This is a genomic window from Pseudomonas sp. USHLN015 (assembly GCF_037153275.1).
In the GTDB taxonomy this organism is placed as follows: domain Bacteria; phylum Pseudomonadota; class Gammaproteobacteria; order Pseudomonadales; family Pseudomonadaceae; genus Metapseudomonas; species Metapseudomonas tohonis.
This window is the reverse complement of sequence record NZ_JBBCKP010000020.1, coordinates 23,396-41,119: the sequence shown is the minus strand read 5'-3', so window position 1 is coordinate 41,119 and position 17,724 is coordinate 23,396. Positions and strand designations below refer to the sequence as shown.

General features: G+C 63.4%; 6 protein-coding genes. 5 read left to right on the top strand and 1 reads right to left on the bottom strand.

The annotated features are described in order from the left end of the window. Nucleotides 1-89: 89 nt before the first annotated feature. From WFQ67_RS29690 to WFQ67_RS29670, 5 genes are all read left to right on the top strand, one after another. On the top strand, nt 90-968 hold the full coding sequence (locus tag WFQ67_RS29690; RefSeq protein WP_173179056.1) for a peptidylprolyl isomerase: 879 nt from the start codon (nt 90-92) through the stop codon (nt 966-968). Further along, nucleotides 955-1,824: a peptidyl-prolyl cis-trans isomerase gene (locus tag WFQ67_RS29685; RefSeq protein ID WP_337058958.1), complete on the top strand. Its 870-nt coding sequence runs from the start codon at nt 955-957 to the stop codon at nt 1,822-1,824. The genes WFQ67_RS29690 and WFQ67_RS29685 overlap by 14 nt, the downstream gene beginning before the upstream one ends. Nucleotides 1,825-1,971: 147 nt before the next feature. Continuing rightward, the gene (locus tag WFQ67_RS29680; protein WP_337058957.1) at nt 1,972-9,354 is read left to right on the top strand and encodes a hypothetical protein; all 7,383 of its coding nucleotides are present in this window, start codon (nt 1,972-1,974) and stop codon (nt 9,352-9,354) included. Between the two features lie 24 nt (nt 9,355-9,378). Next, entirely contained in the window at nt 9,379-15,723 is a 6,345-nt protein-coding gene (locus WFQ67_RS29675) for a hypothetical protein (RefSeq protein WP_337058956.1), read from the top strand. Between the two features lie 3 nt (nt 15,724-15,726). After that, nucleotides 15,727-17,055: a hypothetical protein gene (locus tag WFQ67_RS29670; protein ID WP_337058955.1), complete on the top strand. Its 1,329-nt coding sequence runs from the start codon at nt 15,727-15,729 to the stop codon at nt 17,053-17,055. On the opposite strand, the gene WFQ67_RS29665 is transcribed toward WFQ67_RS29670, so the two are convergent. Then, nucleotides 17,045-17,698, bottom strand: a complete 654-nt coding sequence (locus WFQ67_RS29665) for a S26 family signal peptidase (RefSeq protein ID WP_213627245.1) — start codon at nt 17,696-17,698, stop codon at nt 17,045-17,047. The genes WFQ67_RS29670 and WFQ67_RS29665 overlap by 11 nt on opposite strands. Nucleotides 17,699-17,724: the final 26 nt, after the last annotated feature.

The following is a 17,724-nucleotide window of genomic DNA, read 5'->3' as shown; positions in this document are numbered from 1 at the left end:
TTTGTGAGTCGAGTCACACCCCTGTTTGTGGCCGACCTGTATATCGCACCCGCGATAAAAGGAATTTGACCTGATTAAGGTGGTGATCCATGAAGCAGTTCCCACGCCTCGCCTTGGCGTCCTCGATCCTGGCCCTGCTGCTGGCGGGCTGTGATTCCTCCAGCGATTCCATCGCCGAGGTGAACGGCAAGCCGGTCACCCAGGCGCAATTCGATGCCTTCCTCAAATTCAAGCGGGTGCCGGCGCAGAACACCCAGTGGGTCAGCCGCGAGCTGGACGAGTACCTGGAGCGCGAAGGCCTGGCCGGGCAGATCGAGGCCCAGGGCCTGCTGCCCGCCGAACAGGTCGAGACCGAGGTGGCCGAGTTCCGCAAGCAGATGCTGATCAGCCGCTACTTCGAGGAGTTCCTCCGCGAGCGGGTGACCGACGAGGCGGTGCGCAACTTCTACGCCACCAACCCCGACCAGTTCCAGGCGCGCAAGGTGCACGTCGCCCATATCCTCCTGCGCACCAACCCCGGCATGAGCGAGAACGAGCGCCAGGCCCTGCTGAGCAAGGCCCAGGAAGTGCAGTCGCGGATCAACGCCGGCGAGGACTTCACCGCGCTGGCCGCCACCTTCTCCGAGGACCAGTTGTCCGCCAAGCAGGGCGGCGACCTGGGCTGGCTGCAGGAAGGCGCCATCGACCCGGCCTTCAGCGGCAAGGTATTCGCCATGAAGCCGGGCGAGGTGTCCGAGCCGGTGGTGACCCCCTTCGGCTTCCACGTGATCAAGGTGATCGAGGGGCCGCAGGTGGTGAAGCAGCCGTTCGAAGCGGTCAGCGGCGACATCCGTTATCGCCTGCGCCAGGAAGCCAAGCAGGCCGAGCTGGAGCGCCTCAAGGAAGCGGCGAAGATCGACCGCAAGACGCCACCGGCCGCGGCCGAGGGCACCGCCGCCAAGGAAGGCGAAGACCGTGCCGCGGGTTGAATGGCCGCTGGGCTGCCTGCTGGCGGCGGCGCTGCTGGCCGGCTGCCGTGACGACGACGGCGCCGAAGCCCTGGCGCAGGTGTCGGTCGAGCCTTCGGCGACCCTGGTCACGGTGGACGACAGCCCCATCACCCGGGCCCAGCTGGAACTGACCGTCGAGCGCACGCTGGGCGAGTCGGCGCCGCTGTTCGCCAACGATGAGGTGGAACGCAAGATCCTCGACAGCCTGGTGGCCAGCCGCGCCATGGCCCTGCTGGCCGAGCGCGAGCTGGACGCCGGCGAGCGCGCCCAGCTGGACCTCAAGGCCCAGGCCTACCGCGAGGAACTGCTGGTGCGCCATTACCTGGAGCAGCACGCCACGCCGGAACCGGTCACCAGCGAGCAGGTGGCCGACTACTACCAGCGCCACCCCGAAGAGTTCGGTGGCGGCGTGGAGAAGAGCTTCGAGATCATCGCCAGCGACCAGGCGCTGGAAGAGCCCCAGCGTGCAGAACTCATCGCACTGCTCAGCGGCGCCGAGGCCAAGGCTCGCGACTGGCAGAAGCAGGTGGCCGCCTGGCGCGCCGCCGGCAAGCCGCTGGAGTACCGCAGCAACCGCATCAAGCCCGAATTGCTGGAGCAGCCGCTGCGCGGCCTGGTGGAGTCCACCGAGGTGGGCAGCATCGCGCCGCTCCATGCGGATGGCCAGTTGCTGCTGGTGCGGGTGACGGGTGAGGAGCGCCTGCCGGCCAGGCCGCTTTCCGACGTGAGTGGCGAGATACGCGAGAAGCTGGCGCCGCAGTCCCTCAAGCAGGCGGTGAAGCGCCTGAGCGAAGAGGCGACGCGCCAGGTGAAGGTGCAATACAGCTCGCGCTAGACGAGCCGATTGCAAAGGGCCGGCCGATAGGTGCCGGCAAAGGGAAACGGCAGGGCAGCCTGTACAACAGTGGACGGACGAACTATGGGGATGCTGGGGGGGCAGGGCAAGCGGTGCCGGTTGCTGGCGGGGCTGGCATGGCTCCTTTTGACCAGTGGCGGCCTGGCGCAGGCGGCCGAGTCCTGTCGCGCCCTGTTCACCGGCGGCCTGCAGACCCATGGCGCCAGTGGTGTCGTCTTCCAGTGGGGCGGCACGCTGCAGAACAACCCCAGCCAACTGATCGACACCCCCCGTGTGCAGAACCCCTGGGGCGCGCCCAGCTGCGGCAGCCGCGACTGCCAGGCCAGCGGCATGGCGGCCGCCGACTTCGCCGGCCTGGCACTGCCCGAGATCAAGGGCGAGCATGACCTGAGCCTGGGTTACCTGGGCGTGGGCGAGGCGGGCGGCGGCGATCTCAACCGCTACCGCACCATCAGCGTCGATGGCGGCGCGACCCTGTCCTTCAACGCCCGCCACCAGGCCTACTACATCCAGCGCCTGAGCATCGGCTATGGCGCCAAGGTCACCCTGGCACCCGGGCGCTACTGGATCGGCCAGCTGGACATGGCCTCCAGCAGCCAGCTGCTCATCGCCGGCGGCAACGCACGGGTGATGGTCGGCTCGTCACTGAACCTGCCCTACCAGGCCAGCCTCAATGGCGAAGGCAGCGCCGAAGCGTTGCAGCTCTTCGTGCGCGGCAACCTGAGCCTCGAGTCGTCCGCCACCGTCGGCGCCCTGGCCTATGTGGAAGGGGATTACCGCGGGGCCTTCGCCTCGCGCCTGCGTGGCGGCCTCAACGCCCGCAACGCCGTGGTGGACACCGCCGCGCGTATCGAAACGCGCATGGACGCCGTCGCCACCCTGGGCTGGAACACCCAATGCAGCGAGCGCCGCGACCTGGATGGCGACGGCGTGCTCGACCTGTTCGACGCGGACACCGATGGCGACGGCCATGACGACGAGACCGAGCGCCTGGCGGGCAGCGACCCGCGCAACGCCCAGAGCGTGCCCCAGGTGGCGCCGCCCACTCCCCAGCCGAGCCAGTGCACCGCGGCCTTCGCCAAGGGCCTGCAGAGCCACGCCGCCGGCGGCCGCATCAGCTTCGGCCTCAACGCCCAGCTGCGCGATGGTGTCTCCGCCTACCTGCCGGCCAGCCGGGTCGATAGCAGCTTCGCCTCCCTCAGCCGCAGTTGCGGCACCCAGGATTGCCAGCCCAGCTACACGCCTGCGCCCGTTCCGCAACTGCCGGCCTTCCTCAAGACCGGCTCCAGCTTCAGCCAGGACCTGGGCTACGGCGCCACGCAGGTGATGGACGGCAGCCGCACCGAGTGGCGCCGGCTGAATGTCGCCGGCATGGCCACCGCGCGTTTCACCAAGCCGGGCGCCTACCGCCTGCGGGAAGTGGAAGTGGGCTACCGCGGCACCCTGGAACTGTCCGCCGGCGACTACTGGATCGAGAAGCTGACACTGGCCAGCGAGGCGCGCATCGTTCCGCGTGGCGCCGGCACCGTGCGGCTGCACGTGGCGCAGAACCTCGAGCTGCCCTGGCAGGCGCGCTTCAACGCCGAGGCTTCCGGCCAGGCCCGCGACCCCTCGCAGCTGCTGGTGCTGGCCGAGGGCAACGTGGTGCTGGGCTCCAACACCACGGTGTCCGGTTTCGTCTATGCCCGCGGCAACCTGACCCAGCAGTACGCGTCCCAGCTCACCGGCGGGGCCGTGGCCGCCAACCTGTCCCTGGAGACCCAGGCCCTGGCGCGCCAGGACCTGGCCGCGCTGGGCAAGCTGGACTTCGGCCTGCTGTGCGACCTGGACGGCGACGGCATCGGCGACAACCTCGACCCGGATCGCGACGGCGACGGCATCTCCAACGATTACGAGATCCAGCTCGGCTACAACCCGGACGACAAGAACAGCACGCCGCCGGACCTGGACAAGGACGGCATCCCGGACGCCCTGGACGATGACCGTGACGGCGACGGCGTGGCCAATGCCCAGGACGCCTTCCCGGACGATCCCAGGGAAAGCCGCGACCTGGACGGCGACGGCATCGGCGACAACGCCGACACCGACCGCGACGGCGATGGCGTGTCCAATGACATCGAAATCCAGCTCGGTTTCGACCCCAACGACAAGAACAGCACCCCGCCGGACCTGGACAAGGACGGCATCCCGGACGCCCTGGACGACGACCGCGACGGTGACGGCGTGCCCAATGCCCAGGACGCCTTCCCGGACGACCCCACCGAAAGCAGTGACCTCGATGGCGACAAGATCGGCGACAACGCCGACCTGGATCGCGATGGCGACGGCATTTCCAACGACTACGAAACCCAACTGGGCTTCGACCCCAATGACAAGAACAGCACCCCGCCGGACATGGACCGCGACGGCATTCCGGATGCGCTGGACTACGACCGCGATGGCGACGGCGTAGAGAACGACAAGGACGCCTTCCCGGACGACCCGACCGAGAGCAGTGACCTGGACGGCGACAAGATCGGTGACAACGCCGATACCGACCGTGACGGCGACGGCATCGCCAACGACATCGAAATCCAGCTGGGCTTCGACCCCAACGACAAGACCAGCACGCCGCCGGACCTGGACAAGGACGGCATCCCGGATGCGCTGGACGACGACCGTGACGGCGACGGTGTGCCCAACGCCCAAGACGCCTTCCCGGATGACCCGGCTGAAAGCAGCGACCTCGACGGCGACAAGATCGGCGACAACGCCGATACCGACCGCGATGGCGACGGCATCTCCAACGACTACGAAACCCAGCTCGGCTTCGACCCCAATGACAAGACCAGCACGCCGCCGGACCTGGACAAGGACGGCATTCCGGATGCGCTGGACGACGACCGCGACGGCGACGGTGTGCCCAACGCCCAGGACGTGTTCCCGGACGATCCCACCGAGAACAGCGACCTCGACGGCGACAAGATCGGCGACAACGCCGACACCGACCGCGATGGCGACGGCATCTCCAACGACTACGAAACCCAGTTGGGCTTCGACCCCAATGACAAGACCAGCACGCCGCCGGACCTGGACCGCGACGGCATCCCGGATGCGCTGGACGATGACCGCGACGGCGACGGCGTACCCAATGCCCAGGACGCCTTCCCGGATGACCCGGCTGAAAGCAGCGACCTCGACGGCGACAAGATCGGTGACAACGCGGACACCGACCGCGATGGCGACGGCATTTCCAACGACTACGAAACCCAGTTGGGCTTCGACCCCAACGACAAGACCAGCACCCCGCCGGACCTGGACAAGGACGGCATCCCGGATGCGCTGGACGACGACCGCGACGGCGATGGTGTGCCCAACGCCCAGGACGTGTTCCCGGACGACCCCACCGAGAGCAGCGATCTCGACGGCGACAAGATCGGTGACAACGCCGACACCGACCGCGACGGTGATGGCATCTCCAACGACTACGAAACCCAATTGGGCTTCGACCCCAATGACAAGACCAGCACCCCGCCGGATATGGACAAGGACGGCATTCCCGACGCCCTGGACAACGACCGTGATGGCGATGGTGTTCTGAACCCTGACGACGCCTTCCCGGACGATCCCACCGAGAGCAGTGACCTGGACGGCGACAAGATCGGCGATAACGCCGACACCGACCGCGATGGCGACGGCATTGCCAACGACATCGAGATCCAGCTCGGCTTCGACCCGAACGACAAGAACAGCACCCCACCGGACCTGGACAAGGACGGCATCCCTGATGCCCTGGACGATGACCGTGATGGTGACGGCGTGCCCAACGCCCAGGACGCCTTCCCGGATGATCCCACTGAGAGCAGCGACCTCGACGGCGACAAGATCGGCGACAACACCGACCCGGATCGCGACGGCGATGGCATTGCCAACGATATCGAGATCCAGCTGGGCTTCGACCCGAACGACAAGACCAGCACCCCGCCGGACCTGGATAAGGACGGCATCCCGGACGCGCTGGACGATGACCGTGATGGCGACGGCGTGCCCAATGCCCAGGACGCGTTCCCGGACGATCCCACCGAGAGCAGCGACCTCGATGGCGACCTGATCGGCGACAACGCGGACACCGACCGCGATGGCGACGGCATCTCCAACGACTACGAAACCCAGCTCGGCTTCGATCCGAACGACAAGACCAGCACCCCGCCGGACCTGGACAAGGACGGCATCCCGGATGCGCTGGACGACGATCGCGACGGCGACGGCGTGCCCAACGCCCAGGACGCCTTCCCGGACGATTCCACCGAGAGCAGTGACCTCGACGGCGACAAGATCGGCGATAACGCCGATACCGACCGCGACGGCGACGGCATCTCCAACGACTACGAAACGCAGTTGGGCTTCGACCCGAACGACAAGACCAGCACGCCGCCGGACCTGGACAAGGACGGCATTCCGGACGTGCTGGACGATGATCGTGACGGTGACGGCGTGTCCAATGCCCAGGACGCCTTCCCGGATGACCCCACGGAAAGCAGCGACCTCGACGGTGACAAGATCGGCGACAACGCGGATACCGACCGCGACGGCGACGGCATTTCCAACGACTACGAAACCCAGCTGGGCTTCGACCCGAACGACAAGACCAGCACGCCGCCGGACTTGGACAAGGATGGCATCCCGGATGCGCTGGACGATGATCGCGACGGCGACGGTGTGCCTAATGCCCAGGATGCGTTCCCGGATGACCCCACCGAGAGCAGCGACCTCGACGGCGACAAGATCGGCGACAACTCGGACCCGGACCGCGACGGCGACGGCGTCAGCAACGACGACGAAGTGGCTGCCGGCACCGACCCGAACGACCCGAGCAGCTTCCCGGATCGCCAGCCGCCGGTCGTGGCCATCGAAGGGCCCGAGGTCATCAGCGTCAATGAGGACAGCGTCACCCTGCGCGGCAGCGCCAGTGACAGCGCCTCGGGCATGGCGCGCCTGGAGTTCGCCTCCGATCGTTTCCCCGGCACCCGCTTCGCCGTCACCCTGCAAGGCAGCCAGTGGACCGCCAGCGTACCGGTGCTCGAAGGCACCAACCGGCTGACCCTGACCGCCTTCGACAAGGCCGGCAACCAGGCGAGCCTGGTACGGACGGTCGAACGCCAGCCGCTGGCCAGCGATATCGCCCTGACGGTGGATTACCCGCTGCCGGGCGCCACGGTGAAGGACGCCAGCCTGGTGGTGCGCGGCCAACTGCGCAGCGACAAGGCCGCCCAGCGCATGGAAGTCCTGGTCAATGGCCAGCCCGCCAGCCTGTCGGCCACCGGCCAGGTGACCCTGTTCGGCTTCCAGTCGGCCCCCGTCACCCTGCAGTCGGGCCCCAATACCCTGACCCTCCAGGCGTGGGTGGACCAGCGCAGCATCCAGCGCAGCATCGTGGTGACCTACCAGCCGCCCCAGGCCAGCTTCAAGCCGCCGCGCTTCGACAACCTGTCGCCCGCCAACGGCAGCCTGCTGCCGGGCAATGGCTTCATGCTCGGCGGCCAGGTGTTCGCCGAGGCGGGCCTGGAGCGCGTCAGCGTCGCCGGGCGCAACCTGGTGTTGCGCGAGCCGGGCGCCCAGCTGTACGACCTGCGCGAGGCGCTGAACGTACCGGTGGGGCAGAACAGCTACTCCGTCGAGCTGCTGGCCCGCGACCGCAGCGGCCAGGAGACCCGCCAGACCCTCAGCTGGAAGCTGGACCAGGAGCCGCCGCAGATCACCCTCGACCAGGCCCTGGTGGAGCTGCCGGCGAAGAACCGCGTCGGCGAGCAGCCCTATCCCCTCAAGGGCACCCTGCGCGAGGCCAACCTGTCGAGCTTCCAGATCAACGGCAACGACGTGACCCTGGAGCCTGGTGGCCAGGCGGGCGAGTTCCGCTTCGCAAGCCGCATCGCACTGCCCATCGGCCAGCCCGTGAGCGTGACCCTGGTAGCCCGCGACCAGGCCGGCAACCAGCTGCGCCGCGAGTACAGCCTGGAGCTTTCCGCCCAGGCGGCGATCAACTGGGTCATCCCCACCGAAGGCACCGAACTGCTCAACCTGGGCGAGCCGGTCTCCCTGCAGGTGGCGGCGCGCATCGAGGACCTCAGCGGCCTGCTGGCGCCCCGGGCGATGCTGCTGGCGGCCAACGGCGACCTCATCGCCGACGCACCGTTGACCGGTGACACCACGCTCAAGAGCGCCACCCTGCAGATTCCGCCGCAGAGCGGCCAGTACCAGTTGCTGGCGGTGCTCCAGGGCGGCAATGGCCAGGTGGTTGCGCAGAGCGCGCGGTCCATCTCCCTGGTCACCCCGCAGCAGGTGCCGGTGGCCCTGGAGCGTGTCGAGCCGGCGAACAACGCCCGCTTCGTCGAGCCCAACGGCTTCATCAGCCTCTACTTCAACCAGGCCATCGACCTGGCCAAGCTGGAGATCAAGGTCCATGAGACCGCCCACGGCATGAGCTACGTGGACCTCGACGGGCTGGGCACCAATGCGCTCAAGGCCCAGGGCTACCAGCTGGTGCGGGTCGACCGCGACCACCAGGCCGTGGTCGGCGCGCTCTCCGAACTGCCGGGCAGCCAGGTGATCGCCTTCTATCCGGAGAAGGACCTGGCCTACGACGCCGAGGTGTCGGTTGAGGTGCGCTACGACGGCCAGGAACTGGAGCGCCTGCGCTACCGCACCCGGCCGCTGCCGACCTTCATCTCCGGCGTGGTGCTGGACCAGCTGCAGGAGCCGGTGGCCAACATCGAGGTGCGCCTGGAAGAGCTCAACCGCAGCGTACGTACCAACCGCGACGGCGCCTTCAACTTCGGCTTCGGCGACACCGCCGAGCAGGCCATTCCCGGTGGCCAGTACCGGCTGCTGCTCAACCCGGGCTCGGGCAACCGTGGCTACGGTGCCGACAGCCGCAGCGTCACGGTCCAGGGTGGCGAGCGCAACGACTTCGGCCAGATGCAGCTGGCGCAGCTCAACACCACGCTGCCCTACGTGCCGGTGAAGGGCGGCAGCCAGCTGAGCCTGCTGGAGGGCGAGTTCAAGCTCGACCTCGGCGGCGCACGCCTGGTGTTCCCCGATGGCCGCCAGGAAGGCGACCTGCATGCGCAGATGCTGCAGTTCAGCGAGCTGCCGTACCCGGTCGAGCCGCTGGCCATGCCCTACTGGATGTACGCGCTGCAGCCCGCCGGGGTGAGTGTGCAAGGCACGCTCAGCGTCGACCTCGCTGCCCTGCGCCTGGGCAACACCCTCGACTACCTGCCGCCGGACGGCTCCTACGTGGTGATGGTGGGGCTGGATCGCCAGGCCGCGCGCATCGTCCCCGTGGGCGTGGGCGTGATCGGCAACGGCCGCATCCGCAGCCAGGGCGTGCTGGCCCAGGACAACCTCGATCTCTTCGGCTTCGCCCTGGCGGGCCTCGAAGCGCAGCCCGCGCTCAAGGCCTATGCCGACGGCGAGCTCAACCTGCGCCAGCTGCAGGCCGAACTCTATCGCTTGAACAAGGGCCGCTGAGGCGGCCAAGGGAATCTCTGACAGATGGATATGTTGGTCATGCCTTCCGAATCGAAACGCCGCAGTCGCGCATGGCTGGGCCTGGCCCTGGGTGCACTGCTGGCCGGCTGGACCGCCACGGCCCAGGCGTTCTTCGGCTTCGGGTTGATCCCCGGCATCTATGTCCCGCAGACCTACTACAAGTTCGGGGCCGTCTACACCCGCGCCGTCGTGCTCAGCCCCAACGGCAAACCCATCTGGGTGGAATACGGCAGCGACGGCAAGGAAGCCCGCGAGATCGGCGAAGCCACCGGCCCGCTGGAGCAGGCCCAGGTGATGTCCGGCGACGTCTACCGCGCCTACCTGCAACGGCTCAAGGATGCCCGCGAGCGCTATCCGAACGGCGAGGTGATGACCGCCGCCACCTACCGGGGCACGTCCTTCAAGACGGTGGATGGCAAGGCCATCGACAAGCCCAGCCTGAGCCCGAGCAGCCTGACCGTGCTGGTGCGCGGCGAGAAGGAACGCTTCAGCACCAAGGGCGATGAACTGCTGCTGTTGCAGATGCCCATCGACAGCAACGTCACCCCGTCCTCCAGCAGCAAGGCGCTGCTGCTGTCCAAGGAAGGGCAGATCCTCCACCAGGGCACCAACAGCATCGGCTTTCGCGCGGGCTTCTTCGGCAAGGACGGCAAGGTCGACGACAAGAACACCCGCGACCGCGACGCCAAGATCTACGGCCCGCTACCGGGCGTGGGCGTCACCCTGGGCAGCCACGTCACCGGCGGCTATGCCCTGACGGACGACGACGGCAAGTACAAGATGAACTACTTCCTGCCGCCTTGCCCCGGGTTCTTCTTCGAATACACCACCCCGGCCTACCTGGAGCTCTACTACAAGCGCTTCAACCCCCGGGGCAGCTCCAACATGCCCTACTACCTGACCCGGCCGGACTACGACACCTGCAACGGCATGGGCCTGTGGAGCCTGGACGCCGCGATGGTCGTCCTCACCGCCGCGACGCCCATGAAGCAGGCCATGGACTTCCCCATCGACCTGATGGTGCTGGACGGTTCGGCGCAGTTCGGTGGCGGCGTGAAGCTTGGCGACAAGACCGCCTACAGCGATAAGACCGGCAAGCGTGATCACTACCTGCAGGAGAAATACGACTTCGACGGCGACGAGAAGCCGGACTGGGTGGTGCCTGGAAAGAAGGTGACCAAGGAGATCGAGGGCAAGCAGAAGGAAGTCTTTACCAGAACCTCCCTGGAGTCAGCGGAACTGCAGGGTATCTACCTGTCCAGCCGCTATGGCAGTGCCCCGGCGGACACCGAAAAGACACCGCCCGACTTCACCCGACTGATCGACACCGCTCCTGATATGCAGAACCGCGGCCTGCTGGAAAGCATCAGCAAGGACGACCTGAAAGACACGGACATCTACGTATTCCGCGAATCCAACGGCCAACTCGTGGCCGAGCGTCGCGGACTGCACGAGGACGAGCTGTACAAGAACTACTCCGGCGTCGACGAGAAGGCCGGCAGCTTCCGCTACACCATCCAGCTGCGCGGTTCGAAGGAGAACAACTACGCCATCGTCGGCCGCACCGGCGAGGCGGCCTTCAGCAAATGGCAGAGCGCCGGCGGCTTCAAGGAGGAATTCCAGAAGCGCGCGGCCAACCACCTCAAGGCCGGCGAGACGGTGCGCATCATCGCCATCAACCGCCCGACCGGGTACATGGGCAGCGTCAAGCTACAGCTGCAATCCGCCACGGCCAGCGGCAATTTTCTCAACTTCGCCAGTCAACGTATCGAGCTGTCTCCGCCGAACCTGAAAGTCTGGGCCGAGCGCAAGAACAAGATCGAAAAGGGCATGACTAAGGGCGAGGTGAAGAAGCACGTCATCGGCAACGAAGGGGCGGGCCTGGGCAGCGATATCAGCATCGCCATCTACACCGACTGGCGCGATATCGATGGCAGTGCGTTGCCTGAGGAGTTGGCCGACTACGGCTTTACCGGGCGCTTGGCGAAGATCGTCGCGGCGAACCAATTGGCGCCTGTCGGGGCCAACAACCTGTCCCAATTCAAGATCAAGCCTGGGCAGCAGGTCCAGGTCATCCAGTTACCGGAAAAGGTCCTGGCGAAACAGCACCTCTATCTGCAGGTAACCGGGCAGCCTGAAAACCGCAATCCCGACTTCTCATCCAATGGCCAGGCCTCGGGGATCCTCAAGTACCGGCCCACTCACTATGTTCCGGTCCGGGTGCCCCTGCATGACGAAGAGGGCACCGAACTGGCGCGCCAGTCGTACAGGAAGGCGTCCAGCGAGAAACCGGACCTGAAGTTGAGGCAGCCGGAGCCCATATACGGGTGGAGCTACCGGCCGGAGATGCAGTTCAGCCTCTATGAGCTGAACGTCAAGGAGATCCGGCGCGAGTACCTGGATGGCGACTCTTACAACGTCCTGCCCAACAAGTACCCGACCATCGGCGCGGGCGACAAGTACCTGGCGTTTGTCTACGACCTGATGGCGTCGCAAATAGGGGCTCTGGAGTCATGGGACTTCAAAGGCGAACGAGAGATGGTGCTGGCCCTTGGGGCTGGGGAAGTAAAAGCCACCGTGGGCGCGGATAAGACGATCCGCTTCCAGGACATTGCGCAGCTGGCCAGCCTGGAGGAAAGCGACTTCCTCACGCTTCGGCTCTATACCAACAACGACATGGGCAACGTGCTCTGGGAGTACGCCTTCAACAAGGTGTACATGTACCCCGAAACCTCCCCAGGGATTCCGTTGGTTGACCTGTCTGCCGATGATGCGGGCGCGGTTCCCTACAGTGCCGTCTACCCGGTGACCCCCGAGGCACCGGTCGGTATGCGCTGGAGTGCGATCAGCAGTGAATCAGTCACGTTCGATCCTCCGGTTCAGAATTCGCCTAGTGGTGTGTTCAACACCCTGGCAAAGCTGCCAACCAAGTCGGACACCGTGGTGCAGGTCCTGGCCAGTGACCTGAACAATGCAAAGAACAAGTTCTTCTCGGCGGCCTACAAGATCATTCCGGGTGTGCCCGCGAAACTGGAGGCCAAGGAGACCGGCAAGACCGCGGTAACCGGCTTTGGCGAATTCAAGGTCGATATCGATGTAAGGGACCAATTCAATAACCCGGTTGGCGACGGTACTGCCGTCAATGTCAGTTCTTCCGATCTGACAATAGATGCCGATCGGTTCACGACTTCCGGGCTCGCCACGATCCGGGTACGGGGTGGTTTTACGCCGGGCGTACAGAACCTGGAAATCACGGTCGGCGATATAAAGAAGGTCATCGCTGTCAACGTGCACGACGTTAAGCTCACGATCGACTTCCCCTCGAAAATCGAGATAGGCAGCACGGTTCCCCTGAAGGTAACGGCATCGAGTAGTTATGGAAGTCTCCAGGGCTTCGCCATTGAGCTCGGGACCGTACGGGCGGCCGTCCAGGGCCGCATAAAGACGCTGGATAGCAGCAACTCCGTAACCGTCAGCGCCTTCGTTGGCGACTTCATCGGGGAGGGGCGTGTATTTGCCTCCTTCGCCGACAGGATTGAGCGGAAGGACTTCGAGGTCGTCGACACTTCGCCCGTCAAACTGCTTGACCGCGTGGTCGTGGCGGGCGTCCCTGGCAAGGGCTCCTTCAATTTCGAGGGGCGCACCTATGAATACACGTCGCAGACAGGGGTTGCCGTTTCGGGCAGGCCAGGCGAAGTACTGACCGCCTCCTTGATGGATTACCTGGCTCCCCCGTTGTTGGCAGAACTTAACTACTCGATGCAGTCGTTAACAACGGAAGGACAGATCCAAGACAGCATCATCGGCGTTCCCGCACAGGTATCGAATGCCGAGCGCGTCTTGAGTCAGTTCGAACAGAACATATTCGCGTATGACTTGCGCGCCAGTGGGCGGATAACGCTCGACTACAGCCGCCTGAAAGCCATTCGAAACCCTGGCGTCGTGGTCAATATTCGCCCGCAGAAGCCCGGCACCATTGCCGAGTGGACGGCCCTGGGGCTCAAGTTGAAGCTGGATAGTGCCTCGAGGCTGGTGCTGTCGCGTACAGAGGGCAATCAGACACTGGATCTGGCGTCTGCTGCAGTCGACCTGAACACTTGGCACAAAGTGGGTGCGCACTTCATCAATGGGCAACTGGTACTGCAGGTTGACGACGCGGTCTATAAAAGCGACGAGCTGATCCCCCTGATCACATCGGGTGACTCGACCCGGTTCGTATTGGGCAATGGGATGCAGGGCCAGGTATCCGATCTGTCTCTGTATGACTGGGACGCGGAGAAGGTCGCCAGCTTCGACGGCGGTAGTCTGGAGAGCAGCGTCGTCGTAGGGAACAGCGGTACGGCGGTTATAAACGTAGGGGCGTCCTCCGCCAATCTGTTCGCTGTGGCCAAGCAGCGCAGGCTTGAATACTGGAAAGACAAAGAAGGGTCGACGTTCTTCGAAGTGGCTTATGCCGCCGAAGAGGATTGCAAGCCTGTTGACCCGACCAAGATGAATGAGTTCGACCAGATCATCGGTGCCGGTGCGGCTTACGCACACTTCGTGGCGGACTGCAAATTACTGCCAAGAATGAAGAAGGCGCTGATCAGCGTCAGGACAGAGTCGGGTGTCTTCAAGAAAAGCCTTGCGGTAGCGGAACTGGGGCTTTTAACCGGCGTTTACATGCAGACGAAAATGGTCGAGCTGCAGATGATCCTGGGGCCCCAGTGTTTGAAGGGGGCTATCACGGGTGATGTAAAAGATGTTGGAAGTGCGGTCTGCGACATCATTACTTCGTTCTTCCTGATCGGCGATCTCAGGGACTTCGCTATCCACAGTAAGTATTTCTACTGGGATAACGACATGGAGAAATTCGATTACGCGACCTACGTATTCTCTGGCCTTGGCATTGCTGCAGATGCGGCCAGCCTGCTGGGTGTGGGTATCCCGATAAACCTGGGGCTGGCGGGTGCGAAGACCGGTGCCAAGATAATGCGTGGGCCTTACATGAGGGCCATGGCCGAATTCCTCTACAAGAGGATGGACGGCGACCTGATGAACGTCGACAAGTTGATCCCGGCGATAAAGGTTGCCATGCCACTGTTGCAGGTGACGGCGGCGGTTATCTTGTTCAAGGACGACGTCAAGGAGCTGTACCAGGCACTCAGTAATATAAAACCTGAACAGCTCGTGGGCATGATGAATTATGCCCACTTCGCACTAAAGCAGGCCGGCGCCGAGTTGATCGCCGAGGAGGGCTCAGGCGGGCACTACCTGGTGCGGGCCTATGCCATCGACAAGGATGGTTTGCTCAAGCTGCTGGGGAACTCCGATGCGGCAGGGAAGGGCATAAAGAAGCTTATCTTCGATATGCAGGCGGCTCAGACCAAAGCGAACAAGTCACCCCTCTTCAAGGGCAATACAAGCTATATCGGCGAGCTGTTCACGGACGGGCTGAGCAAGTTTGGCAGCAAGATCGATGAGTTGACCAACGAAGACCTGATCAAGATCGTTGCGGACGACAAGTTCCTCTCGGCCCTTATATACATGCAGCACATTGGGTCGAAGGGCGAGAAAGCCATCCCCTCTCAGGACATCATCGAATCGGTTCGGCGCTTCCATTGCACGCCAAGTGCGTGTGGTTGGCCTGGCGGGATTGATTCGATGAAGGCGTTCTTCGGTCTGTTTGACAAGATCGCCACGAAGCACGCCGATAAATTCAAAGATGATGCCGCATTGGCCAGCGTTCAAGAGATCATCCGGGACATGGGGCGGGCGGGTGACAAGAACCAGGGACTGCGCTCGGCGCAAGGTGCAACTGAAGCGCTGATCCAGATGACGAAGATGATGGACGAGGGGTGGACCCTGGTCAGGACGGAGTCGAAATTCCTCGATGACGTTGCCACCACGCATGTGCACGACCTGGTCATGATCAAAGACGGCAAGCACATGTACATCGAGGTGAAGAACTGGATGATGCCCGAAGGCGCGGGCTATCTGTGGACCTCCATGCGGGGTGCGACCGAGGCAGCGGACAAGAAGCCCGGCCAGCTTTTCCACGATATGGTAAGAGCCTATGGCGGGGAACTGAGCAAGATTGATGTGCAGTGGATATTCGGCGCCCGCTCGGGAGAGGCCAGCAAGATCATTGACGCCATGATGGCTTCCGCCAATAGAAACCCTGACCGTGTACTGGCCGTGCTTAACAAGGCGGGTGCGAACAGACAATATAAAAAGCTTCTTGAAATCATCCAGAAGGGCCAGGGATCCAATGAGGCGGCCATAAAGGCGTTCATGCGTCAGGAATTCCTTCCTGTTCTGGAAAAAGTCATCAAATCCGGTGGCAAGCTATCTGATGTGGCAGGGTGAGTAATGAGCGTTCACGGTAAAGCAGTCATCTGCTCGGGGTCCGAAGGTAATTTTCAGATTTGTGCCGATAAGCTGTTCGTGCGGGCCTCTGGTTTTCTTTGGAACGTGGCCAAGGAAGGCAGCCCCATCGTCTACAGCAGCGACGCACAGGAAGGGAGTTTCACCGACGACGATGGGCAGGTATTTGCCGTTCGGTCTGATGGTATCTATCGGTTGGATGCGGCTGATGTAAACGCCAAGGCACCTGCCACTGTTCAAGCCGATGAGCCGGTGAAGTCTGTCGCCTATGGGGATGTGATTCACACGGAAGACGAAAGCGATTATCCGGCGCTGCTGCACAGGCTAACGCGCGTAGATGGGCACCTTATATTTGAAATCAAAGAGCGCTACCTGAGTTTCGTGGGGCACGTGGGTGGGGTGTTCATATTCCATCGCTGGAGCCCTAAGGAGTTCTTTGCGGTCGGGGCGGATGGGCGCGAGCAACGGCTCTACCAGGCCGATGAACTGACCCACACCCAGTGCGTCGGCAATTGCATGCTGATGTCGGTTCAGCTGGCAGACGGCCAGGCCCGGTGCGACGTGTATGACCTGGGCAAGAGGGCAGTGGTCGATAGCTATGTTATCGACTCGGACAGTGACGGCTTTTCTACCCCCATAGAGATCAACGGCGCATGGACAGTTCTGTGGTGTGACGAATTGTTCTTGCTGGGCCCTGATGGCCTGACTCGAGTCTTCCCGGGCAAGAAGGTTCGGTCCTATCTGCCAGCGCAGGAAGGCGTATACGTATCGTTCGAAGAAGAACCTGTTCTTTATCTCTACGACACCGCGTTGTCGCACGTTCGCGCCCGTCTCCTTTCCCCCGCTGAAGGGTTTCGATTTGCGTTGTTGGAGGCGTTTGGCGATGGCTTGGCATGCTGCCTGTTCAACGCGGAGCGGATGAACGGCCTGGCGTATGTCCTGTACCTGACAGAAGCCCTGAGTGGCGATGCAGTTGATATCGAGTGTGAAGAGCGGCTGTTCGAATTTGAAAAGCGCAGCACTGGTGAGTCGTTTACCTGTGTCATCACATTTGCCCGCACTGTTCACTACGATGCGCTGGTTCGTCAGGCCCTCGCTGCGGTGGATGAGGCCTTCGGCTACTTCTCCGAGCGTAACCCGGAGACGCTGTTGTTTGATGGGCATGTCGACGTCGTGGTGGACGGTGGGGCGTTGAGTCAGGAGCAGAAGCGTGCGCTGACTGAGGGCTGCAATAAAATGGCGCAGCAGTATTTCTACCGGAACAGCCCCGTCACCGGTGACGCATTCAACGTCAGCGTTAACTTCAGCGAGTAAGTGAGCGGGGCATGTAATCTGTCCCGCTTATGACAGCTGTGGCCTTCGCCTGGATGGCTGACAGGGGAATAGACCCCAGGGTTCTGCTGTCCAGGCTGTTTTCCTTGTTATCACCCAGTACGTAGACATTGTCGGGCGTTATTTCGGCTATGCGCTTGATGACGTTGATCCCATGCATCTCCGGGTGGTCGAAAATTACGATATCCCCTTCGTTCAGTCGTGCAGGGTCATGCCACTTGTCGGCGATGACGACATCGCCCGGAAGCATCGTGGGTGCCATGGAGTTGGACGGAATGTAATAAAGCTCCATCCCCAGGGCCTGGGCCCGATAGGGGTGGAAGGCCAGAGGCACAAGAGCATTCAAGATACCGAGTGCCGCCCAGCCCAGGAGCCAAGTGGGCAGAGACAGGCCTTTATGCTTCGGCAGGCTGGCGCCATGAACCCAAGAGATGACGTGAGCCAGGGCCATCGCGGACAAACAGACAATTATTCCCGTTGTCGTTGTAATCGCTCTCGTTGCCGTCAGCAGTACGAGCGTCAATAAGCCTATTGCCGGGGCCAGCATCGCGAGGTACAGCCGGCCTCTATATAGGTATAGGGCGCCCGGTATGCACAGTGACAGGATCAACTTCAGTGGTTTCAAGGTCGTGGCTCTTTTACAGAGTGCAA